The organism is Gemmiger sp. An50, from assembly GCF_002161595.1.
In the GTDB taxonomy this organism is placed as follows: domain Bacteria; phylum Bacillota; class Clostridia; order Oscillospirales; family Ruminococcaceae; genus Allofournierella.
Genome location: NZ_NFID01000020.1, coordinates 17,908 through 35,442, shown reverse-complemented (window position 1 = coordinate 35,442; position 17,535 = coordinate 17,908). Strand labels below are relative to the sequence as shown.

Genomic DNA, 17,535 nt, shown 5'->3' with positions numbered 1-17,535 from the left:
CGGCGGCGCTTTGCCAGATGTTATTGGAAGACAGGCGCAAAAAAGCCCCGGACCCGGGGACTCGGGTCTGGGGCAAGAGGGTCAGCGGGGCTGGCGCAGCATCCGGCGCAGAGCCAGCAGCGCCGCGAACAGCACCGCCGCCACCGGCCAGATGATCCAGGTGCGGGCCCACTGGCCGGTGTAAAAGCTCACCGCCAGATAGATGGCAGTGGTCAGGCACCAGTAGAAGCCGGCGAAGGGGTCGTTGCGCCGGTTCTCCGCCTTGTGCTCCCGGGAGTAGTCGCCTTCCTCCACCAGCTTTTCGTAGGTCTCCCAGAGGCAGGCCACCCGGATGATGATGTACACGCCCACGGCGATGAGGGTCAGCAGCAGGCAGACCGCGAACACGCAGGCCAGCTCGGATTCCAGCGCCATGCAGAAGAACAGCGGCACCACGCTCAGGATGCACAGCACGATGCCCACCACCAGGCCCGAATGATAGGTGGAAGCAAAGGCCTCCCGCTTGGTCTCCACGATGCCCGCCACCCCGTATTCCAGGGCGATGGGCTCCTTTTCCAGAAATTCATACCGCTCCAGCTTGATGCCGCTGGGCAGCAGGATGGCCACGCCCGCCGCCACGATCACGAACAGAAACAGCAGGCCGATGGCGGCGGCCACGTCCTCGCTGAGGGCGAGCCGCCCGTGCTCCGCCATACCGGCAATGGCCACCAGCGGAACCGGCGACAGGATGAACAGCGCCACCGCCAGCGCAATGAATTTGTGGCAGCGCGCGCTCAGGTCCATATAGGTGTTGGCCTCCTCCAGCGAGATGGGCCGGGGCGCGGGGCCTTCCTCCAGGATGGGGGCGGCGCAGCCCTCCTCCTCGGCGGCGTTGTCCTTTAATAAATAATCGGTGCTCACCCCGAACAGTTCGCTCATCTTTAAAATCTTATCCAGGTCCGGCATGGAGGCCATGGACTCCCACTTGGATACCGACTGCCGGGACACGCCCAGCTGGACCGCCAGCTCCTCCTGGGACCAGCCCTGGGCCTTGCGCAGCTTCATGATTTTTTCCGCTAAGATCATATTCCCACAACTCCTTCTCACGGGTTCTGTTTTGCTGCTCTCATTGTAGCAGAAGCGCCGGTTACCCGCCACCCAGTTTGCTGTTCAATTTGTCAACCGGCGGTTGCACCGGGGGAAAACCGGCCGTGCAGGCCCGCCCTCCGGGCAAAAATAAGCCGCCCGGCCCCCTTTTTTAACAGGGACCGGGCGGCTTTGCGGTTTGGAGGCATCTTTAAAAATGCCGTATGAGAAAGAAGGAATAGAACAAAAAAGAATGGAAAAACAGATGGGAAGGGGAAAACTCAGCGGATGTCCTTCCAGTTGGTCACGTGGTTTTCCCAGATGTAGCTGTAGTTCTTCGCCAGCTCGCGGGCGGTCATGGGCTTTTGGCCGGTGAGCAGCTCCACGTCATCCGAGGCAACGTCCATCAGGCCCTCGGCGATGCTGCCTTCGTTGGTCACCATGTCGTTGCCGCACCAGGGCACCGGGGACCGGGAATAGTCGCCGGTGGCGGTGCGGGGGGAAGCGGGTGGTTCGTTTTCTTTATAACAGCTTTCGGAGTCTGCCGCCAGATGCAGTTTTTTCGCTGTGTCCTTACAAAAAGGCAAAGCTGTCAGCCTGCTTCACAGCCCGGCGTTTCTGTAAGGACAGAGGGAGGAGTTTGACCGGCAAAAAAACGGCGCGCACCGGGGAAAATCCCTTGGGTGCGCGCCGCTTTGGCGTTTTGTTTTGGTGTTACATCTCTTCCAGCGGCTCGGCCAGCTGGCGTAGCAGAATTCGTTCCAGCTGGGCGGAAAGCCGGGCGGCGTCCAGCTCGCGGCGGCCGCCGTAGTCCAGCAGGATGCCGGTGAGCGCCCGGGAATTGTAATCCAGAAAGACCTCCCGGTCCGGCTGGTTCACCGCAAAGTCCGGCCGGAAGCGTTCCAGCAGCCCGTTCAGAAAGACCCGCACGCAGGCGGTGAGGGCGTCGGTGAAGCGCTGCCGCCGGTGGGAACAGAGCAGCTTATTCAGCACGTCGAATTGCCCGGCGGTGTGGGCGATCAGCAGCTCCAGCCCACAGCGAAGCTGGGGCAGCTCCAGGCTCTGGCGCAGCAGCTGCTCGGTCTCGCGGCGGACGGACCACTCCATCACGTCGTTGATGTCCTGAAAATGGTAGTAAAAGGTCTGGCGGGAGATGTGGCACTCCTCGATCAGCGCCTTCACGGTGATCTTGTCCACATTGCCCCGGCTGCGGTAAAATTACCGGTTCAGCGTGTCCAGCTCCCGCTGAATCAGCTCGTTTGCGATGGTGAAGGCCTCGATGCGCCGTTTTGCCAGCGTGAGCTGGGATTTGTAGCGGGCCGGGTCTTCCTTTGCTTCAAAGGTCTTCACCGTCTGGCGAAGCTTGTGCAGGGTGGAGTCGATCTGGCGCTTTGCCTCGGCCAGCTCGTCGCGGGTGTAGTCCATGGGGTGTCCTCTCTCAAATATCACATCTGGCCCTTCCAGACCCGGGCCAGAATGTCCTTTAATACCAGCAGTGCGTCGGTGGTGTTGTAGCCGTATTCCACCTGCAGCTGGGTGAGCATCTCCCGCAGCTGGGGGGCGTAGTCCTGGATGCGCACCGTCTTGTGGTAGGTGGCCAGCACCGGGTATTTCTTGCTCCATACCTTGTTCCAGTCGATCTTGGCCTGGGCCTCCTCGCTCACGCTGTCGATCATCTCCCGGGCCTGCTGCTCGTCAAAATCGTATTCCACCAGCTCGTCCAGCGTGATGTGGTACAAAACGGCCAGCCGCTTGGACTGGCGGATGTCCGGCAGGGTCTCTCCGGTCTCCCACTTGGAGATGGTCTGGCGGGAAACCCCCAGCTTTCCGGCCACATCCTCCTGGGAAAGACCGCTCTTTTTGCGGGCGTGATACAAACCGCTTGCAAAGCTCATGGGCAAAACCTCCTGTTGTGTTTGATTTTCTGCCCTTTCAGTATACCGCCAACCGCGCCAAAAGGCCACCAACCAAACCTGCCGGTTTCGCCCGGTTTGTTAACATCACTTGATGAGGGCGAACCGGTAGGCCTCTTCGGTCCAGTCCAGCAGCTCGGCGTCCACCTCTTTGGAGGTCGTGAGCAGGATGTGGTGGGTCCAGCGGTTGGGGTAGGGCTCGGTGGCCACCGCCACCCGGGGGGACTCCTTGTGATAGGAAAGCCCCAGGCTCACCAGCAGGTATTCCTCCGGCCAGCCCTTCACCTTGCGCCAGGGCAGCGACACCGCCGCGAACACATACCGGTTGCGCAGCGAGATCTGGGTGCGGCTCACCTTGGCGGTGAAGGCAAGGCCCCGGTCCGCAAGCCCTTGGCAAAACGCCTCGTAGATGGGCAGCATTTGGGGCATGGAATCAAAAAACAGCAGCTCGTCGTCGGTCATGATTGCACACCTGCATTTTTGGATTTTTCTTATTATATTATAGCTCCGGAGAGCGGGGCGGGGCAACGGTCAGCGGTGCAGGTCTTTTTGAGCGGCCAGCGCCCGGCGGCGGAAATACAGCTTGCAGAAGCCGAAGGCGCCCACGGCGGCCAGCGCCAGGTTCAGCCAGCTGAGCTGTTGCAGATGGCTGTTGGCCAGATTGGCAAAGCCGGGCAGCACGTTAACCGCCATGATCACGCCGCAGAGGGCCAGCACGCCGTCCAGATGGCGCAGCACGCCCTCCAGGTCCGAGAAGATTTCAAAGGGCTGGCCGTCCGATTTCTTTTTCAGGTAGATCCAGTTCAGGCAGCGGCCCACCACCTGGATGCCGGTCTCCTCCAGAAAGGCCAGGTAGTCCGGATCGGCCTTGCGCAGCAGCTGCAGCTGGTACTGGTATTCGCCCGGCTCACCCTGCTCGAATTCATACACGAAAACCCCCGCCCGGCACAGCTGCCAGCCCTGGCGGCTCATCTCGTTCAGCCAGGCGATCTCCTTTTCAAAGTTCCAGACAAAAAACGTGCGGTGGATGATCTTTTTCATACCGGATTCCCTCCTGTGACCTGTTCGCCGTTTTTTACCAGCTCCCGCAGCCGGGCCAGCTCGCTCTCCACGGCGGCGCGGCCCGCGGCCGTGATGCGGTATTCCTTTTTCCGACTGCCCGGGGTGCAGGGCAGCGCCTCGATCCAGCCCTTGTCCTGCAGGGTGTTCAGCGCGCCGTACAAAGTGCCCGCCGCCAGCCGCACCCGCCCGCCGGAAAATTCCTCGGTCTTCTGCATGATGCCGTAGCCGTGCAGCGGCTGATACAGCGAAAGCAGAATGTAATAAAAGGCCTCGGTCAGTGCGATGTGTTCGTTCATCTGCGGCCCTCCTTTTTGCTTGCTCGGCAAGCGTTATATCGTCTTTCGATATAACTATATCAGGTGCCGATATACTTGTCAAGCGGCCGGGCATCCGGCGGCAGGGTGGGAAGGGGAAGGATTGCGACAAAAATCTATGGAAGAGAGGGCGAAAAAAATAAATTAGCACTCTAAGCCGTAGAGTGCTAATAATTAACAAAATGTTCATAAATCAACCGATTTTATGTCACAAACCGGCGGTAGAATAGAGTTGTCAAAAAGGAACGGGAGCCAAGGACAAAGGCCCTTGGAAGCCGACCCGGACAATTCCAATTGACAAAGCGGTGCAGCCCCCGCGTACCATGCGCACCGCTTTTTCGGTGGCAACACCGTACAATTCACGCCTGCCGGCTCAGGCGGCGTATCGCGCCAAAATTTTCCGTGGAATTTTCCCAAAATGCTCGCCAAGCCACCAAGGCTTGTCTGTGCTTTTGGGTTCATTCCGCAAAAAATTTTCCCGCGCGCTTCACCACCTGGAATTGCACCGTGCTGCCACAATAAAAATCCATTTCAAATGGCGCGGAGCAAAGGAGCAATTTATGTTTGGTATGATTCCGTTTGGCCGTGAAGAAAACAGTTTGTTCAACTATCTGGATAACATGGAGCGCAGCCTGTTCACCGGTTTCGGCGATATGAGTCAGTTCCGCTGCGACATTCAGGATAAGGGCGATGCCTACCTGATGGAGGCGGAGCTGCCCGGCTTCAACAAGGAGGACATCGCCATCGACCTGAACGGCGATAACCTGATGATCACCGCCCGCCACAACTCCGAGAGCGGCGAGAAGGACGAAAAAGGCAACTACGTGCGCCGGGAACGGAAGTTCGGTTCCTTCAGCCGGAGCTTCGACGTGAGCGGCATCGACACCACCGCCATCAAGGCCGCCTACAACAACGGCATTCTGGAGCTGACTCTGCCCAAGAAGGGCGAGGTAGCCCCCGCCTCCCGCAGCATCCAGATCGAGGGCTAAGCGCAGAGCAGAGCCCCCGCGGCAGAAAAGCAGAAAAGGGCCCCGGCCAGCTGGCCGGGGCCCTTTTTTTGTGCATGCTCGGGCAGGATGACGCATCCGGCGGGCGAAATTCCCGCCCGGTGTGCTGGAAAAATTCCCATCGCTCTGCTATGATGGAGACAAAAAGGAGGGCGACGGAATGAGTCTTGCAAAACGAATCGCAGCCTGCCGCAAGCAGGCGGGACTTTCACAGGAAAAGCTGGCTGAGTGCATGGGCGTGAGCCGGCAGACGATCTCCCGCTGGGAGACCGGGGAGGCCCGGCCGGATCTGGAAAAGTTTGAACAGCTGTGCGGTGTCTTTTCGGTCAGCGCCGACACCCTGCTGTTCGGCGCCCAAAGCCCGGCGCAGCCGGACGGCCGGGAGCAATCCCGGCGGGCAAAGACGCATTTCCGCATGGCGGCGGCTGTGGTGCTGGCGGCGGCAGGCGTGCTGCTGGTGGTGGCGGCACTGCTGTTTGCCTTCATCGAAAGCCAGCAGCCCTATCAGACCTGGTATACAGCGCTGGGGCCGTACGCCAGCCATCTGTTCTGCACCTGGCGGGTGTGGCTGCTGGTGCTGGGCATCGGAATGGCCGGGGCAGGTGGAGTGTGCATCGTGCGGGAATACCGGCGGCTGTAACGGCGTTACAGCTCCCACACCGCCGGGCAGGTGCTGGACACCGCCACCGCGCCCGCGCCCAGTGCGTCGATCACATCCTGCTTGTCGGCGATCAAGCCGCTGGCGATGAGCGGCGCGTTCAGTTCATGGCTTAAGCGGGCGATGAGCTTGGGCATCAGGCCGGGCAGAATCTCGATGAAGTCCGCCCACTGGCTGCCGCCGCTTTTGCGCAGGCTTTGCAGGGCCATGTTATCCAAAAGGAAGGTGCGGTACACCCCCGCAAGCCCCAGGGCCTTGGCCCGCCGCACCAGCGCCGCCTTGGTGCTGATGACCCCGTCCGCCTCGGTGGCCCCGACCAGGTATTCCACCGCCGCCTCCCGGGCGGAAAGGCCGTCCAGCAGGTCCACGTCCACAAAAACGGTCTTGCCCGCCTTCTTCAGCCGCCGGACGATGTCCGGGATGCTCACCACCGAGCCGTACAGCACGAACACCACCGGCTTCGGGTTTTGAAGGCAGCGGGCAAGACCCTCCTCGTCCTTGATGGCGATGATGATGGGGTTTTCCTCCAGCAGAGCGGGCAGCGGGGTGATCATGGGGCATCCTCTTTTCGTTTGTGATGATACCTATTATAGCACCCCAAAGCCGGGCCCCACAACGCTTTGTGCGCATGGCACAAAAAGCCGGGGATAATTTTTGCGGGTCTGCCCATTGCGCCCCGGCGGCAGCGGCCTCTATAATAATAGTACGACCAATAAACGCGGCCCGCGTGCCGCCAGAAAAATACCCGGGGCTTTCGGCAGGCTCCGGCCTGTGCAAGAGTGAAGAGCAGCAGAACAAACGCCATGACGGTGTATTTCTGTTGCTCTTTTTTATTTGGGCGCTGCCACGGCCTTCACGCCTGACGGCTCAGGCGGCGTATCGCACCAAAATTTTCCGTGGAATTTTCCAAAAATGCTCGCCAAGCCACCAAGGATTGCCTGCGCTTTTTGGTTCATTCCGCAAAAAATTTCCGGCGCGCTCCACCACCTGAAAGGCCGTGTCACCGCCCATTGGGTGCTGCCACGGCCTTCACGCCTGACGGCTCAGGCGGCGTATCGCACCAAAATTTTCCGTGGAATTTTCCAAAAATGCTCGCCAATCCACAAAGGATTGCCTGCGCTTTTTGGTTCATTCCGCAAAAAATTTTCCGGCGCGCTCCACCACCTGGAAGGCAGTGTCACCGCCCAGTTGGGCGCGCCTGCCCCGAAATTCAGCGATCAAAACGAGGTGCATGATGACAAAGCAAAGAAAATGGTTCAAACGAATCGGGCTGGCGCTGCTGGCGCTCGTGCTGGCTCTGGTGCTGGCGGTGGGGGGGTATGTGCTCTACCTGCAAACCGGCTATTACCGCATTCCGGATGGCGAGACTCTCACAGTGGAAAATCCCCAGACCGGGCAGCTGGCCCCCGGGCAGGACTACACCGCCCTGACCTACAACATCGGCTTTGGCGCCTACGGGCCGGACTACAGCTTCTTCATGGACACCGGCACCATGGCGGACGGCACCCCGGTGCAGGGCAAATGGGGCAAGGCAAAAAGCCGGGAAGCGGTGCTGGCCAACACCCGGGGCGCGCTGGATACGGTGGCCGCCCAGAACGTGGACTTCCTGCTTTTGCAGGAGGTGGACGTGGATGCCCACCGCAGCTGGCAGGTGGACCAGAGCGCCATGCTGAAAGAGGGGCTGCCCGGTTACGGCGCGGTGTTTGCCTCCAACTTCCACACTCGGTACCTGTTCTACCCCTTCCACGACCCCCACGGCGCGGTGGATGCGGGCCTGCTCACCTTCAGCCGGTATCAGGTGGAGGAAGCGGTGCGCCGCAGCTACCCGGTGGACGAGAGCTTCTTTGTAAAATTTACCGACCTGGATCGCTGCTTTGCCCAGCTGCGCATCCCGGTGGAGGGCGGGGGAGAGCTGGTGCTCATCAACAGCCACATGTCCGCCTACGACGAGGGCGGCACCGTGCGGGCCCGCCAGCTGGAAATGCTCTGCGACGTGATGGAGACCGAATACCAAAAGGGCAATTACGTGATCGTGGGCGGCGACTTCAACCACGCTCTGGGCGAGGGGATGGCCGAGGCCTTTGAAAGCGGCCAGCAGCTGCCGGGCTGGGTGGCCCAGCTCACCGATGAGGACCTGCCCGAGGGCTTTTCCCTCCAGCGGGCGGAGAATGAGTACCAGACCCCCACCTGCCGCACGGCAGACATTCCCTGGGAGCCGGGGGTCAACTACACCACCGTGCTGGACGGGTTTCTCGTTTCGGACAACATCACCGCCACGGCGGAAAATATCGACACCAATTTTGCTTACAGCGACCACAACCCGGTGAAGCTCACCTTCCGGCTGGGTCAGGCTGCGGAATAAAAGGAGGAAACAGTTATGGTAGATGTGGCGATCATCGGCTGCGGCGTGACCGGCGCGGCGGTGGCATACCACCTGGCGAAAAAGCAGGTCAGCGTGCTGATCCTGGAAGCGGAAAACGATGTGTCCATGGGCACCACCAAGGCCAACAGCGCCATTCTGCACGCGGGCTACGACCCGGAGCCGGGCACCCGGATGGCGGCGCTCAATGTTCGGGGCAGCGCAATGGCGAAGGAAATCTGCGCCGCGCTGGATGTGCCCTACAAGCAGATTGGCAGCTTTGTGGTGGCCTTCGGCCCCGAGCAGGAGAAAACCCTGCAGCGACTTTATGAAAACGGCATCGCCAACGGGGTGCCGGGGCTGGAGCTTTTGAGCGGCGAAAAGGCCCGGGAAATGGAGCCGAATCTCTCGCCGGAGATCACCGCCGCCCTGCACGCGCCCAGCGCAGCCATCGTGAGCCCTTGGGAGTTTGCGCTGGCCATGGCGGAAAACGCGGTGCAAAACGGGGCTGACCTGCACTTGGAAACCCGGGTCACCGGCCTTGCTCCCATCGAGGGCGGCTGGAAGATCGAGACCACCAAGGGCGACTTTGAAGCCCGCTTTGTGGTGAACGCCGCCGGCGTGGACGCGGGCTCGGTGCACGCGCTGGCCGCGCCGGAGAATTTTGTCACCAAACCCTGCCGGGGCGAGTATTACCTGCTGGACAAATCCGCCGGCAGCACCGTGGGCCGGGTCATCTTCCAGTGCCCCACCGCCGCGGGCAAGGGCGTGCTGGTGGCCCCCACGGTGCACGGCAATCTGATCGTCGGCCCCAACGCTCAGGACATTGCGGATTCCGCCGATACCGCCACCACCGCCATGGGCCTTGCCCAGGTGGCCCAGAGCGCCCGCAAGAGCGTGCCCGGCGTGGATCTTTCCGCCTGCATCCGCAACTTTGCGGGCATCCGGGCCAACACCGACCGGCCGGACTTCGTCATCCAGTGGGCGGCCCCCGGCATGCTGGACCTGGCGGGCATGAAGAGCCCGGGCCTTTCCGCCGCCGCAGCGGTGGGCGAGGAGGCCGCGGCCCTGCTCGAGCGGGCGGGCCTTGTTTTGACGGATAAGCCAGACCCGGTGACCACCCGCAAGCGTGTACGTTTTAAGGAACTGACCGGCGAGGAAAAGGCGGCGCTCATCGCCCGCCAGCCTTCCTATGGCCGGGTGATCTGCCGATGCGAGACGGTGACCGAGGGCGAGATCATCGCCGCCTGCCATACGGCTATCCCGCCCCGCAGCATCGACGGGGTCAAGCGCCGGGTGGGCGCGGGCATGGGCCGCTGCCAGGGCGGCTTCTGCGGTCCCCGCGTGATGGAGATCCTGAGCCGCGAGCTGGGCAGGAGCCCGCTGGACATCCCGCAGGAGGGGGCGGCGAGCATCCTGCTCACCGGCCGGACAAAACAGGCAAAGGGGGACAAAACCGTATGACAGACCGGCAGGAATATGATGTAATTGTGGTGGGCGGCGGCCCGGCGGGCCTTGCAGCCGCCCTGAGCGCAAAGGAAAACGGCGCGGAGCAGGTGCTGATTTTAGAGCGGGATGAGGAGCTGGGCGGCATTCTGAACCAGTGCATCCACAACGGCTTCGGCCTGCACCATTTCAAAGAAGAGCTCACCGGCCCGGAATACGCCGGACGGTTCATTCAGCAGCTGGAGGGCACCGGCATCCAGGTGATGCTGGGGGCCATGGTGCTGGAGGTGAACGCCCAGGCCCACACCGTGCAGGCCATCAGCAAAACCCTGGGCTACCGGCTGCTGCGGGGCAAAAGCATCCTGCTGGCCATGGGCTGCCGGGAACGCACAAGGGGCGCCATCGGCATCCCCGGCACCCGCCCGGCGGGCGTGTTCACCGCGGGCGCGGCCCAGCGGTATGTGAACATGGAAGGCTACATGGTGGGCAAGCGGGTGCTGATCTTAGGCAGCGGCGACATCGGCCTCATCATGGCCCGCCGCATGACGCTGGAGGGCGCCAAGGTGCTGGCCTGCGTGGAGGTCATGCCCTATTCCGGGGGCCTTGCGCGAAACATCGTCCAGTGTTTGCAGGATTATGACATCCCCCTGTATCTCTCCCATACCATCATCGACATCCAGGGCAAGGACCGGGTGGAGCGGGCCGTGGTGGCCAAGGTGGACGAAAACCGCCGCCCCATCCCCGGCACCGAGATGGTCTTTGACTGCGATACCATCTTGCTCAGCGTGGGCCTGATTCCGGAGAACGAGCTGACCAGCGGCGCACACATCACCCTGGACCCGCGCACCAAGGGGCCGGTGGTGTTCGAGAATATGGAGACCAGCGCCCCCGGCGTGTTCGCCTGCGGCAACGTGGTGCATGTACATGATCTGGTGGATTTTGTCACCGCCGAGAGCCAGCGGGCCGGTGCCGCCGCCGCCCGGTATGCGAGCGGCCAGACAAACGACGGCCCGGCGGTGGAGATTCAAAACGGCGAGGGCGTGGGCTACACCGTGCCACAGAAAGTCCGCCCGGCGGCGGTGGACAAAAAGCTGGAGATCTTCTTCCGGGTGCGCCGGGTCTACGGCAATTCGGCGGTGGTGGTCGAAAGCGGAGGTGTGCCGCTGGCCCGCTTTAAACGGGAGCATCTGGCCCCCGGTGAGATGGAGCACATCACCCTGCCTGCCGCCCTGCTGGCAAAGGCAAAGGGCGCGCTGGAAGTGGCGGTAGAGGAGGAACAGGCATGAAGGAACTGATCTGCATTGTGTGCCCCAAGGGCTGCCGTCTGCACGTGGATGAGAACGATGGCTACAAAGTGACGGGAAATACCTGCCCACGGGGCGAAGAATATGGTAAAATAGAACTAACGAACCCCACCCGCACCATCACCAGCACGGTGGCCGTGCGGGGTGCGGCCCATCCCCGCTGCCCGGTGAAGACCACCAAGCCCATTCCCAAGGGATTGATTTTTGAGGCCATGCAGGCGCTGGACGGCCTGGAGCTGACCGCGCCGGTGGCCCTTGGTCAGGTGGCGGTGGCCAACGTGTGCGGCACCGGGGCGGATTTTGTGACCACCCGCGCGCTGGAGGCCCAGGGCGCGGCAAAGGAGGAAATGCAATGAGCAGCCGGTACATCCTTGCCCTGGACCAGGGAACCACCAGCAGCCGGGCCATTCTATTCGACGAGGAGCAGAACATCCTGGAAATGACCCAGCGGGAGTTTGAGCAGATCTACCCCAAAGAGGGCTGGGTGGAGCACGACGCCATGGAGATCTGGTCCAGCCAGTACAGCGTGATGATGGAGGTGGTGGCCAAGAGCGGGGTGGACCCGGCAGCCATCGCGGGCATCGGCATCACCAACCAGCGGGAGACCACCATCCTGTGGGAAAAGGAGACCGGCCGGCCCATCTACAACGCCATCGTGTGGCAGTGCCGCCGCACCGCCCCCATCATCGACGAGCTGGTGGCAAAGGGCTACGGCGAGACCATCCGCAAAAAGACCGGTCTTGTGCCGGACGCATACTTCTCCGCCAGCAAGATCAAGTGGATTCTGGACCAGGTGCCTGGCAGCCGGGAACGGGCCGCCAAGGGCGAAATCCTGTTCGGCACCGTGGATACCTGGCTGGTCTGGAAGCTCACCGGCGGCAAGGCCCATGTGACCGACCGCACCAACGCCTCCCGCACCATGCTGTATAACATCGACACGCTGGACTGGGACGACGAGCTGCTGGAGCTGCTGGACATTCCCCGGGCCATGCTGCCCACCGTCTGCTCCTCCAGCGAGCTCTACGGCTATACCGCCATCGGCCCGGTGCAGGTGCCGGTGGCGGGCATCGCGGGCGACCAGCAGGCCGCCCTCTTCGGCCAGGGGTGCTTTGAGGCCGGGCAGGCCAAAAACACCTACGGCACCGGCTGCTTTTTGCTCATGAACACCGGCGAGACCCGCCACCAGAGCGAAAACGGCCTGCTCACCACCATCGCGGCCACCGTGAAGGGCCAGCCGGTGCAGTATGCGCTGGAGGGCAGCGTCTTCGTGGGCGGCGCGGTCATCCAGTGGCTGCGGGACGAGATGCGTTTCTTCACCGAAAGCCGGGACGCGGAGTACTACGCCCAGAAGGTGCCGGACACCGGTGGGGTCTATCTGGTGCCCGCCTTCACCGGCCTCGGCGCACCCCATTGGGACATGTACGCCCGGGGCTGCATTGTGGGCATCACCCGCGGCACCAAGCGGGAGCACATCATCCGGGCGGCCCAGGAGTCCATCGCCTATCAGTCGGCGGACCTGGTGGCCGCCATGGAGAAGGACACCGGCATCCCCTTGAGCGTGCTCAAGGTGGACGGCGGCGCCTCCCGGGACCGCTTTTTGATGCAGTTCCAGGCGGACATCCTGAACAAGGCGGTGCGCCGCCCCATGATCCGGGAGACCACCGCCCTGGGCGCGGCCTACCTGGCCGGTCTGGCGGTGGGCGTCTGGAAGGATACCGACGAGATCAGCCGCCTGTGGAGTTGTGATGTGGACTTCGCCCCCGACATGGCCGAGGACAAGCGCCATCAGCTGCTGGCAGGCTGGCACAAGGCCGTGGGCCGCAGTCTCGACTGGGCCCGGCCGGAGGAATAACCGAGTATACAAAAATCCCCGATGGAAACCCATCGGGGATTTTTGCTGTTATGGGAAAGGTAAAATCAGGCTTACAAATCATCCACCAGCGCGGTGCTTTTGGCGTAGGCGGTGCTTTTGGCCTCGAAGAAATCGGTCTTCACCATGTTGGCGTTGGAGTACTGGCTCACCCAGCTCATGCTGGCGGGCTCGGTCTGGTTGTCCTCAAAGAGGGGCCCGAAGCCCAGACCGGTCCAGCGCAGATTGCCCAGATACCGGATGTAGTCGGTGACCATCTGTTTGGTCAGGCCGGGGATGGCGTCGCCGATCACGTAATGGCCCCAGGCGATCTCCTGCCGCACGCCCTCCTCCAGCATCTCTTTCAGCACCTGCACGTTCTCGGGGCTGAACAGCTCCGGCTCCTCCTTCTGCAATTCCAGCAGAATGTTCCGGAACAGCCACAGATGGGTGTTCTCGTCCCGGTTGATGTAGCGGATCTCCTGGGCCGAGCCGGGCATCTTGCCGTTGCGGGCCAGATTGTAGAAAAACATGAAGCCGCTATAAAAATAGATGCCCTCCAGAATATAGTTGGCCATCATCACTTTCAGCAGGGTGAAGGGGTCCTTGTGCTGCTGGAACTCGTTGTACAGATCGCCGATGAAGGTGTTCCGGCGCAGCAGGTGCTCGTCGGTCTTCCACTGGTAGAGGATGTCGTTGCGCTCCACCGGGCTGCAGATGCTGTCCAGCATGTAGCTGTAGCTCTGGCTGTGCACGCACTCCTGGAACGCCTGGATGGACAGGCACAGGTTCACCTCGTTGGCGGTGATGTACTCGCCGATGTTGGGCAGGTTGGCGGTCTGGATGGAGTCCAGAAAGACCAAAAAGCTGAGGATTTTATCGTAGGCGGTGCGCTCGGCGGCGGACAGGTTCGGGTAATCCTTGGTGTCCTGGGCCAGGTTGATCTCCTCGGGAATCCAGAAGTTGTTCATGGCCTGACGGTACCAGTCGCTCACCCAGGCGTAGCGCATGTTGTTGAAGTCGTTCAGATTGGTGGTGTTGCCCCCGATCATCCGCCGCAGGCGTACGTCGGTGTCGCCGCCCGGGTTGAAGAGGGGCTTTTTAATCAGCTGAGTCATGACAGTTCACGCTCCTTGTCTATTTGTCAAAAGAAAAGCGACAGAGATGAATCAAACGATTCATAGCATACACTTGGCCCAAAGGATTGCATGGTCGGAACAGGCAGATGGCCGGACGCCACAGTGCACCGGTGTCAGTCCGCGCACAAAAATGTGATCCAAAGGAAACGCCATCGTGCCTTTGGTGTGAGTGGCGATTGGCTGACCTGCATCCGTTTGATCTGCCATGTGGAATCCACGGGCATAAAAAGCGTCCTTAATAAGATTCAAATTGTAGTTGCATTGCGCGCGGCCCAGATAATCGTTCGGGTCAAAAGGGCGCTGCAGCGAGGCTAGGCAGCGTGCGTTGTTGAAGTCGCCACAGACAATGAAAAGCCGATGTGTCCGAGCGGGCAGTACAGCGGGCAGCAGAATTTGGTCAAAGCAGCGGCGTTGTTCGTTGTATTGAGCGGTCAGGTTCTGTGCTGCACCGGTTTCCATCCGGCAGCCCAGAACCGTGAGAAGGGCACCGCTTTGCAAAGGAAGTTCAGCTCGCAACAGATTGCAGCCGTTCAAGGTGGAAAAGAGGGCAGAGGAAGAATAGATATTCTGTTTCAGCTGCTGCGCATTCACCAGCTCTCGCCGCACGGCCATCAGAATTCCGTTTTTTCCGGATGCATTAGCGGAAAGCCACAGATATCCCTTTTGCCTCAATGCACCGAGCAAATCATCCAGCCCGGGTGCGGCAACAAACTCGGTCAGAACCATCACATCGGCGTCTGTCCGGAAAATTTCCTCAATCAGCTTCGGGGATAGGGTATAGCTGCTATCCCAACCCAGAGAGGCACTCCCCCGGATGTTCCAGGTCATGATGTTCAGCTCGTTCATGGCAACCTCCTTTTGTGTATGGGAGATGGGTTTGGGGAGCAGACAGCTTGCATCAGGAAGAGCAGCTCTCGCACTCTTCCACTTCCAGCGATTTGCTGCGGATGTAATAGATGGTCTTCACACCCTGTTCCCAGGCCAACAGATACAGGTTCAGCACCTGACGCAGGGTGTAGTCGTTGGTGATGTACAGGTTCATGCTCTGGGCCTGGTCGATGTGCCGCCCGCGCACGCCCGCCGCCCGCACGCTCCAGCTCTGATCGATCTGGTGGGCGTTCTTGTAGTACCAGTAGGTACGGGGGCCAAGCTCGGGGGCCACCCGGGGCAGCATGCTGCCCTTTTTCTCCTCCAGGAAGAAGCGCTTCATCACCGGGTCCACGCCCGCGGTGGTGCCCGCCAGAATGCTGGTGGAGCTGGTGGGAGCCACGGCCAGGAGATACGCGTTGCGCATGCCCTGCTTTGCCACGGTGGCGGCCAGCTGCCGCCATTCGGGGCTGTCGTAGCCGCGCTTGGTGAAATACGCGCCGGTCTGCCAGTCGCTGCCCTCAAAGGCGGCGTAGCTGCCCTTTTCGGCGGCAATGGCGCTGCTGGCGGCGATGGCCGCCTTGTTGATGGTCTCGAACACCTCGTCCGCGAAGGCCAGGTGCTCCTCGCTCTCCCACCGGATGCCCGCCTTGGCCAGCATGTGGTGGTAGCCGCTCACCCCGAGACCGATGCTCCGGTACTTCCGGTTGGTGAGCTTTGCGTAGGGCAGGGGATAGAAATTCAGGTCGATCACGTTGTCCAGCGCCCGCACCGCGGTGGCCACCACCTGGCTCATGTAGGCCTTGTTGGTCACCGGCAGGTTGCCCAGCGACAGGCTGGCCAGATTGCAGACCACGAACTCGCCGGGGCGGGTGGCGGTGACCACCACCGGGTCGCCCTGCTCGGTGGAAATTTCGGTGCTCACCGTCTTGATGGGCGCCATGTTCTGGGCGATCTCGGTGCAGAGGTTGGAGCAGTAGATCATGCCCTTGTGGCCGTTGGGGTTGGCCCGGTTCACCGCGTCCCGGTTGAAGGTGAAGGGGGTGCCGGTCTCCACCGCGCTTTTCAGAATCAGCCGCACCAGCTCCTTCACGGTGACGGTGCGCTTCTGGATGCGGGGGTCGGCCACGCAGTCCCGGTAGCGGGTCTCCCACTCCTCGCCCCAGTAGTCCTCCAGGCAGTAGCCCTTCACCGTCTCGATCTGGTGGGGGCACATCAGGTGCCAGGGGGCGTCCAGGTTTTCCTTGGCCAGCTTCCAGAACAGGTCCGGGTAGCACACCGCCGGGAATACGTCGTGGGCCTTCATCCGGTCGTCGCCGTTGTTGGTGCGCAGCTGCAAAAACTCCGGCAGGTCCTTGTGCCAGGCGTCCAGATACACCGCCACGGCGCCCTGGCGCACGCCCAGCTGGTCCACCGCCACCGCGGTGTCGTTCACCAGACGAATCCAGCGGATCACGCCGCCGGCCGCGCCCTCAAAGCCCCGGATGCTGCCGCCCGCGGCCCGCACCTTGCCGAAGTAAAGGCCCATGCCGCCGCCGAACTTGCTCACCTGGGCGAAGTTGTCCACGCTGCGGTAGATGCCCTCCAGGCTGTCCGGCACGGTGTCGATGAAGCAGCTGGACAGCTGGTGGTAGGGCTTGCGTGCGTTGGACAGGGTGGGAGTGGCCATGGTCACTTCCATCCGGCTGAGCATGTCGTAGAATTTTTTCACCCAGCCCAGCCGGTCGGTTTTCTCCTCCATGGCCAGGTGCAGCGCGATGCCCAAAAACATCTCCTGGGGCGTTTCCAGCGCCACGTGCTGCCGGGTGTGAATCACATACCGCTTGAGCAGCAGGTCCAGGCCGGAATAGGTGAAGAGCTTATCCCGCTCGGGGCAGAGGAAGGCCTCGGCCTCGCCGATCTCGGCCCGGGAATAGTGCTCCAGAATGTAGCTGCCGTAGAGACCTTCGTCGGTCAGGTAGCGCAGCTTGTCATAAAGGGTATGGATGCCCCGGCGGGAGAGCTCGGTCTCCAGCCGCAGCGAAAACGAGAGGTTCAAAAGGCGCGCCGCCACGAACTCCCACTTGGGAGCCTCGGGGCTGGTCAGCTCCACCGCCGCCTTGGTCAGAGCGGCCAGCAGCTCGGCGGTGTCCATCTCCGGCTTTGCAAAGCCCGCGAACCGGGCTGCCAGCGCGGTGAGGGGATAGACCAGCTGGTCGAAGTCCTTCTGGATGCTCACCAGGCACTCCTCCAGACCGGGCGCGTTTACCTGCGCCGCGATGGACTGGCGGGCGGCCCGCAGCTCCGCATGGCGGGAGCGGTAGAGAATGTAGCTTTTGGCGGCCTCAAAGTGGCCCTGCTCCATCAGCGCCCGCTCCACCTGGTCCTGGATCTGCTCCACCGTGACCACTTCGCCGCTCAGGCGCTCGGTCACCGCGTCCAGCAGCCCGGCCAGCTGCTCCACGCTGGGGGCCTGGCCCACGCTGGCAAAGGATTTTTCCATGGCGGCAAGAATCTTGCCCCCGTCGAAGGCCTCGGCCTGGCCGCTGCGCTTTTGAATCTGCATGCTGTGT

Annotated in this window: 20 protein-coding genes; 8 read left to right on the top strand and 12 right to left on the bottom strand. The window is 61.9% G+C overall.

Going from position 1 to position 17,535, the window contains the following annotated elements; all coding sequences use genetic code 11:
• Positions 1 to 81 precede the first annotated feature (81 nt).
• The 8 genes from B5G03_RS15000 to B5G03_RS14965 form a co-directional block, all read right to left on the bottom strand.
• Positions 82 to 1,065: a helix-turn-helix domain-containing protein gene (locus B5G03_RS15000; RefSeq protein ID WP_087182478.1), complete on the bottom strand. Its 984-nt coding sequence runs from the start codon at positions 1,063 to 1,065 to the stop codon at positions 82 to 84.
• 281 nt (positions 1,066 to 1,346) lie between these two features.
• A complete protein-coding gene (locus B5G03_RS14995; protein ID WP_206423637.1) occupies positions 1,347 to 1,652 on the bottom strand; it encodes a hypothetical protein in 306 nt (101 codons plus the stop codon).
• A gap of 127 nt (positions 1,653 to 1,779) precedes the next feature.
• A complete protein-coding gene (locus tag B5G03_RS14990; RefSeq protein WP_087182477.1) occupies positions 1,780 to 2,262 on the bottom strand; it encodes a TetR family transcriptional regulator in 483 nt (160 codons plus the stop codon).
• Positions 2,263 to 2,283: 21 nt separating this feature from the next.
• Positions 2,284 to 2,490 (bottom strand): hypothetical protein, encoded by a 207-nt coding sequence (locus tag B5G03_RS14985; protein ID WP_087182476.1) that lies wholly within the window; start codon positions 2,488 to 2,490, stop codon positions 2,284 to 2,286.
• 20 nt (positions 2,491 to 2,510) lie between these two features.
• Positions 2,511 to 2,960 carry a helix-turn-helix transcriptional regulator gene (locus B5G03_RS14980; RefSeq protein WP_087182475.1) on the bottom strand — a complete coding sequence of 150 codons (450 nt, stop codon included), beginning with the start codon at positions 2,958 to 2,960 and terminating at the stop codon, positions 2,511 to 2,513.
• Between the two features lie 105 nt (positions 2,961 to 3,065).
• Entirely contained in the window at positions 3,066 to 3,440 is a 375-nt protein-coding gene (locus tag B5G03_RS14975) for a DUF5655 domain-containing protein (RefSeq protein ID WP_087182474.1), read from the bottom strand.
• A gap of 69 nt (positions 3,441 to 3,509) precedes the next feature.
• Entirely contained in the window at positions 3,510 to 4,019 is a 510-nt protein-coding gene (locus B5G03_RS14970) for a DUF2812 domain-containing protein (protein ID WP_087182473.1), read from the bottom strand.
• Positions 4,016 to 4,336: a PadR family transcriptional regulator gene (locus B5G03_RS14965; RefSeq protein WP_087182472.1), complete on the bottom strand. Its 321-nt coding sequence runs from the start codon at positions 4,334 to 4,336 to the stop codon at positions 4,016 to 4,018. The genes B5G03_RS14970 and B5G03_RS14965 overlap by 4 nt, the downstream gene beginning before the upstream one ends.
• A 578-nt stretch (positions 4,337 to 4,914) precedes the next feature.
• Here B5G03_RS14965 and B5G03_RS14960 point away from each other — a divergent pair.
• Together B5G03_RS14960 and B5G03_RS14955 are read left to right on the top strand one after the other, a co-directional pair.
• Positions 4,915 to 5,343, top strand: coding sequence for an Hsp20/alpha crystallin family protein (locus B5G03_RS14960; RefSeq protein ID WP_087182471.1), 429 nt, complete (start codon positions 4,915 to 4,917; stop codon positions 5,341 to 5,343).
• 178 nt (positions 5,344 to 5,521) lie between these two features.
• Positions 5,522 to 6,001, top strand: a complete 480-nt coding sequence (locus B5G03_RS14955; RefSeq protein ID WP_087182470.1) for a helix-turn-helix domain-containing protein — start codon at positions 5,522 to 5,524, stop codon at positions 5,999 to 6,001.
• A gap of 5 nt (positions 6,002 to 6,006) precedes the next feature.
• Here B5G03_RS14955 and B5G03_RS14950 read toward each other — a convergent pair whose 3' ends face one another.
• Positions 6,007 to 6,573, bottom strand: a complete 567-nt coding sequence (locus B5G03_RS14950) for a glycerol-3-phosphate responsive antiterminator (RefSeq protein ID WP_087182469.1) — start codon at positions 6,571 to 6,573, stop codon at positions 6,007 to 6,009.
• Between the two features lie 173 nt (positions 6,574 to 6,746).
• Between B5G03_RS14950 and B5G03_RS17175 the strand changes: the two genes are divergently transcribed.
• The 6 genes from B5G03_RS17175 (at position 6,747) to glpK (ending at position 12,980) form a co-directional block, all read left to right on the top strand.
• A complete protein-coding gene (locus tag B5G03_RS17175) occupies positions 6,747 to 7,010 on the top strand; it encodes a hypothetical protein (protein ID WP_140401720.1) in 264 nt (87 codons plus the stop codon).
• A gap of 240 nt (positions 7,011 to 7,250) precedes the next feature.
• Positions 7,251 to 8,381 carry an endonuclease/exonuclease/phosphatase family protein gene (locus B5G03_RS14945; protein ID WP_242962487.1) on the top strand — a complete coding sequence of 377 codons (1,131 nt, stop codon included), beginning with the start codon at positions 7,251 to 7,253 and terminating at the stop codon, positions 8,379 to 8,381.
• A gap of 15 nt (positions 8,382 to 8,396) precedes the next feature.
• Positions 8,397 to 9,842: an NAD(P)/FAD-dependent oxidoreductase gene (locus B5G03_RS14940; RefSeq protein WP_087182467.1), complete on the top strand. Its 1,446-nt coding sequence runs from the start codon at positions 8,397 to 8,399 to the stop codon at positions 9,840 to 9,842.
• A complete protein-coding gene (locus B5G03_RS14935) occupies positions 9,839 to 11,110 on the top strand; it encodes an NAD(P)/FAD-dependent oxidoreductase (protein ID WP_087182466.1) in 1,272 nt (423 codons plus the stop codon). The genes B5G03_RS14940 and B5G03_RS14935 overlap by 4 nt, the downstream gene beginning before the upstream one ends.
• Positions 11,107 to 11,484, top strand: coding sequence for a DUF1667 domain-containing protein (locus B5G03_RS14930; protein WP_087182465.1), 378 nt, complete (start codon positions 11,107 to 11,109; stop codon positions 11,482 to 11,484). The genes B5G03_RS14935 and B5G03_RS14930 overlap by 4 nt, the downstream gene beginning before the upstream one ends.
• Complete coding sequence (gene glpK, locus B5G03_RS14925; protein ID WP_087182464.1) at positions 11,481 to 12,980, top strand: glycerol kinase GlpK; 1,500 nt, start codon at positions 11,481 to 11,483, stop codon at positions 12,978 to 12,980. Before B5G03_RS14930 ends, glpK begins: the two co-directional genes overlap by 4 nt.
• Before the next feature lie 71 nt (positions 12,981 to 13,051).
• Here the strand turns inward: glpK and B5G03_RS14920 are convergent, their stop codons facing one another.
• The 3 genes from B5G03_RS14920 to B5G03_RS14910 are packed head-to-tail and all read right to left on the bottom strand — an operon-like array spanning position 13,052 to position 17,528.
• Positions 13,052 to 14,095, bottom strand: a complete 1,044-nt coding sequence (locus tag B5G03_RS14920) for a ribonucleotide-diphosphate reductase subunit beta (protein ID WP_087182463.1) — start codon at positions 14,093 to 14,095, stop codon at positions 13,052 to 13,054.
• Between the two features lie 60 nt (positions 14,096 to 14,155).
• Complete coding sequence (locus tag B5G03_RS14915; protein WP_087182462.1) at positions 14,156 to 14,962, bottom strand: endonuclease/exonuclease/phosphatase family protein; 807 nt, start codon at positions 14,960 to 14,962, stop codon at positions 14,156 to 14,158.
• A gap of 52 nt (positions 14,963 to 15,014) precedes the next feature.
• Complete coding sequence (locus B5G03_RS14910) at positions 15,015 to 17,528, bottom strand: ribonucleoside-diphosphate reductase subunit alpha (RefSeq protein ID WP_087182461.1); 2,514 nt, start codon at positions 17,526 to 17,528, stop codon at positions 15,015 to 15,017.
• Positions 17,529 to 17,535 lie beyond the last annotated feature (7 nt).

Bases quoted from the DNA above. Each gene is read 5' to 3' on its own strand.
- B5G03_RS14935 (WP_087182466.1), top strand. From the start codon at position 9,839: ATGACAGACCGGCAGGAATATGATGTAATTGTGGTGGGCGGCGGCCCG.
- B5G03_RS14985 (WP_087182476.1), bottom strand. From the start codon at position 2,490: ATGGACTACACCCGCGACGAGCTGGCCGAGGCAAAGCGCCAGATCGAC.
- B5G03_RS15000 (WP_087182478.1), bottom strand. From the start codon at position 1,065: ATGATCTTAGCGGAAAAAATCATGAAGCTGCGCAAGGCCCAGGGCTGG.
- B5G03_RS14915 (WP_087182462.1), bottom strand. From the start codon at position 14,962: ATGAACGAGCTGAACATCATGACCTGGAACATCCGGGGGAGTGCCTCT.
- B5G03_RS14940 (WP_087182467.1), top strand. From the start codon at position 8,397: ATGGTAGATGTGGCGATCATCGGCTGCGGCGTGACCGGCGCGGCGGTG.
- glpK (WP_087182464.1), top strand. From the start codon at position 11,481: ATGAGCAGCCGGTACATCCTTGCCCTGGACCAGGGAACCACCAGCAGC.
- B5G03_RS14950 (WP_087182469.1), bottom strand. From the start codon at position 6,573: ATGATCACCCCGCTGCCCGCTCTGCTGGAGGAAAACCCCATCATCATC.
- B5G03_RS14980 (WP_087182475.1), bottom strand. From the start codon at position 2,960: ATGAGCTTTGCAAGCGGTTTGTATCACGCCCGCAAAAAGAGCGGTCTT.
- B5G03_RS14960 (WP_087182471.1), top strand. From the start codon at position 4,915: ATGTTTGGTATGATTCCGTTTGGCCGTGAAGAAAACAGTTTGTTCAAC.
- B5G03_RS14955 (WP_087182470.1), top strand. From the start codon at position 5,522: ATGAGTCTTGCAAAACGAATCGCAGCCTGCCGCAAGCAGGCGGGACTT.
- B5G03_RS14930 (WP_087182465.1), top strand. From the start codon at position 11,107: ATGAAGGAACTGATCTGCATTGTGTGCCCCAAGGGCTGCCGTCTGCAC.
- B5G03_RS14920 (WP_087182463.1), bottom strand. From the start codon at position 14,095: ATGACTCAGCTGATTAAAAAGCCCCTCTTCAACCCGGGCGGCGACACC.
- B5G03_RS14975 (WP_087182474.1), bottom strand. From the start codon at position 3,440: ATGACCGACGACGAGCTGCTGTTTTTTGATTCCATGCCCCAAATGCTG.
- B5G03_RS14910 (WP_087182461.1), bottom strand. From the start codon at position 17,528: ATGCAGATTCAAAAGCGCAGCGGCCAGGCCGAGGCCTTCGACGGGGGC.
- B5G03_RS14970 (WP_087182473.1), bottom strand. From the start codon at position 4,019: ATGAAAAAGATCATCCACCGCACGTTTTTTGTCTGGAACTTTGAAAAG.
- B5G03_RS14945 (WP_242962487.1), top strand. From the start codon at position 7,251: ATGATGACAAAGCAAAGAAAATGGTTCAAACGAATCGGGCTGGCGCTG.
- B5G03_RS14965 (WP_087182472.1), bottom strand. From the start codon at position 4,336: ATGAACGAACACATCGCACTGACCGAGGCCTTTTATTACATTCTGCTT.